Annotated in this window: 2 protein-coding genes; both read left to right on the top strand. The window is 71.8% G+C overall.

Going from position 1 to position 3,484, the window contains the following annotated elements:
* Positions 1 to 139: 139 nt before the first annotated feature.
* Positions 140 to 1,270 carry an ROK family transcriptional regulator gene (locus KK097_RS17725; protein ID WP_214545625.1) on the top strand — a complete coding sequence of 377 codons (1,131 nt, stop codon included), beginning with the start codon at positions 140 to 142 and terminating at the stop codon, positions 1,268 to 1,270.
* Positions 1,271 to 1,374: 104 nt separating this feature from the next.
* Positions 1,375 to 3,390 carry a beta-galactosidase gene (locus KK097_RS17720; RefSeq protein WP_214545624.1) on the top strand — a complete coding sequence of 672 codons (2,016 nt, stop codon included), beginning with the start codon at positions 1,375 to 1,377 and terminating at the stop codon, positions 3,388 to 3,390.
* The last annotated feature ends 94 nt before the right edge of the window (positions 3,391 to 3,484 follow it).

Here is a 3,484-nt window from a genome sequence, read left to right as displayed (position 1 = left end):
ACGCCGCCGGACTTAACGTAGAAACACCAGGGAACCCCTGACCATTCGTGGTCAGGGGTTTTCTGCGTTTGCGGCCCGTTCTGGGTCCTTGTCGACGGGGACCGGTCAGGCCATAGGATCAGCCGACGACGGAGGAACGATGACCGAAGCCTGGCCGGCGCTGCCCGACGGCTCCCGACTGGCACTGCGGGAGATCCTCATCCACGGGGTGCTCTCCCGTGCTGAGATCGCCCGGTCGCTCGGGCTCTCGCGGGCGAGCCTCACCCGGGCGATGCGGATTCTCGTGGCACAGCGGCTGGTGGTCGAGGTCGGCACCGATGTGCGTGGTGCGACGGGTCGGCCGTCGGAGCTCCTGCAGGTGAGCAGCGGGCAGTGGGAGTTCCTGGGCATCAAGCTCACGAAGGACCGCCTGTACGCCGCCGTGACGGACCTGGGCGGCCGAGTCCTCGCCCTGCACGAAGAAGTCATCGACGACACCAACCCCGCCTCCCTCGCCGAGCGGATCGCGGCCGTGCTCGAGCGGCTCCGCGCGGCGCATCCGGCCATCTGCGCGATCGGGGTCTCACTGCCCGGTGACGTCATCGTCCGCGCGGGGGAGTCCGTGGTGGCGGCGTCGGTGTTCCTGGGGTGGCACGAGGTGCCCTTCGCCGGGATGCTCGAGGAACGGACGGGCGTCGCCAGCTTCACGGCGAACGACGTGCACGCCCTGACCGCGAAGGAGCACTGGTTCGGGGCCGGTGCGGGACGCGGGTCGATGGTGCTCGTCACGGTCGGTGAGGGCCTCGGGCTCGGGCTCATCGCGAACGGGCAGGTCTCCACCGGGGAGCACGGGCGGCTGGGACGCATCGGACACCTGCCGGTCCTCGGTGGCGGACCGGACTGCGGGCTCGGGCACGCCGGGTGTGCCTCGAGCTACCTGCCGAGTCCGGTGGTCGTGCGGAACGCGGGACACGAGGGGAAGACCTACGAGCAGGTGGTCGAGCTCGCTCGGGACGGCGACGAAGGAGCCCTCGCTGCGTTCGAGGACGCCGGCCGTGCGCTCGGGGTCCTGCTCGCCACCGCGGTCCACATCGCGGATCCTTCGGCGATCGTGCTGACGGGCGACGGGCTGCCCGTGTACGACCTCGCCCGGGCCGCGGTCGACGATTCGTTGCGTGCCGCCCTGGCGCCGTACACCGAGCCCGTCACCGTCGAGGTGCAGCCGTTCGAGTTCTCGGAGTGGGCCCGTGCCGGTGCGGTGCTCGCGATCCGCCGACTGCTGGGGGAGTGATCACCCGAGACAGCGGCTGACCCATCGGCGCGTTAGTTACACGCGTTGACAAACTCGGACGGAGCCGGGAGGCTTGAGCGGTCCACACCATCGAAGGAGATGCCGTGACCGATGCCCCCACCGTCCCGTGGCCGACCGACGGCCTGTCGTTCGGCGGCGACTACAGCCCCGAGCAGTGGCCCCGGGAGACCTGGCTCGAGGACGTCCGGCTGATGCGTGCAGCCGGTGTGAACCTGGTCACCGTCGGGGTCTTCTCGTGGGCACTGCTCGAGCGGTCGCCGGGGGACTTCACGTGGGCGTGGCTGGACGACGTGCTCGCGCTGCTGCACGAGCACGGCATCGCGGTGGACCTGGCGACGCCGACGGCCGCCCCGCCGAACTGGCTGCTGACGGCACACCCCGAGATCCTGCCCGTCGACGCCACCGAGCGACGAGAGCGCCCCGGCGGGCGGCTCGGATGGTGCCCGGCCTCGGAACTGTTCCGGGAGCACGCCCTCCGAATGGTCGATGCGCTGGCGGAACGGTACGGCCGGCACCCCGCGGTGCGGCTCTGGCACGTGAGCAACGAGCTCGGCGGCGGCAACGGCCGGTGCTACTGCGAGGAGTCGGCAGCGGACTTCCGGCACTGGCTCGTCGCGAAGTACGGCGATGTCGAGGCCGCGAACGACGCCTGGGGCACGGCCTTCTGGGGGCACACGTACACGTCGTTCGACGAGGTGTCCCCGCCTCGAGGTGTGGGTGGAGCGCCGAACCCCGGGCTCGCGCTGGACTTCGAGCGGTACTCCTCCGACGCGCTGCTCCGGCAGTTCGACGCCGAGAAAGAGGTCATCGAGCAGCACTCCGACGTGCCGGTCACGACGAACTTCATGGTGGGAGCCGGCTCGCAGGTCGTCGACTACGCCGGGTGGGCGAAGCACGTGGCGATCGTCGCGAACGACCACTACACGCTCGTCGACGACGTCCGCCGCGAGCAGGACCTCGCGCTGGCCGGTGACCGGATGCGCGGGATGTCGGCGGACCGCCGTCCCTGGCTGCTCATGGAGCACTCGACGGGCGGCCCGAGCTGGCAGCAGCGCAACCGCGCCAAGGAACCCGCCGAGCTGGTCCGGAACGCCCTGGCCCACGTCGCACACGGTTCCGACGGGGCGCTGTTCTTCCAGTGGCGTGCATCGACCGCGGGAGCGGAGCAGTTCCACTCCGCGATGGTCCCGCACGCCGGCACCCGGACCCGGATCTGGCGCGAGGTCCTCGCCCTCGGCCGGGCGCTGCAGGACCTCGCTCCGGTGCAGGGAACCCGCGTCGAGCCGGCCCGGGTCGCGATCGTCGTGGACGAGGCCTCCGGCTGGGCCGTGCAGTCCGGGCTCAAGCCGCACCGGGGTCTGCGCTACGGCCGGGAGCTCCGGGCCTGGCACCGTGCGTTCCACGACCGGCAGGTGCTCACCGACGTGGTCCCCGCCGACGCCGAACTGAGCGGGTACGACGTGGTGATCGTGCCGACGATGCTCATCGTCGACGACGCGACCGCTGCTCGGATCGCCGCCGTGGTCGAGCGCGGTGCGACGCTGGTGGTCACGTACCTGTCCGGGGTCGCCGACGAGACCGCTCGCATCCGCACCGGCGGCTACCCGGGGGCCTTCCGCGACGTGCTCGGTGCGTGGAGCGAGGAGTTCACGCCGCTGCAGCGCGATGAACGCTGGCCCCTGGACGACGGCGAGGCCGTCACCGACTGGGCCGAGGCGGTCGTCCTCGCGGGCGCCGAGCCGGTGCTCACCTACACGGACGGCCCGCTCGCGGGCCGACCTGCCGTCACGCGCCGCGCCGTCGGCGGCGGCGCCTGGTACGTGTCCGCGATGCTCGCGGACGACAGCATCCAACGGCTCGTGGACGGGGTGATCGCGGAGCGGGGGATCCTGCGGACGGTCACCGGGCCTCCAGGCCTGGAGGCGGTGCGTCGCGTCGGCGACGACGGTTCCGCCTTCCTGTTCCTCGTCAACCACCGTGCTGACGACGTCACGGTCCGTGCGTCCGGCACGGACCTGCTCGACGGGTCCGGCCACGGGCCGGACACCGTCGTGCCCGCCGGACGCGTCCGGGTGCTGCGCGAGGAGCGGGTCTCGTGACCGTCGTGGAGCGCGAGTCGGCATCCGTGGACGCTCGAGATCGGCGGGTGCACGTGCTGCGGTCGGCCGGGGTGTCGTTCGTGCTGGCCACGGC

Source organism: Curtobacterium flaccumfaciens (assembly GCF_018598405.1).
Taxonomy (GTDB): domain Bacteria; phylum Actinomycetota; class Actinomycetes; order Actinomycetales; family Microbacteriaceae; genus Curtobacterium; species Curtobacterium aurantiacum.
This window is presented reverse-complemented; position numbering and strand designations above follow the sequence as displayed.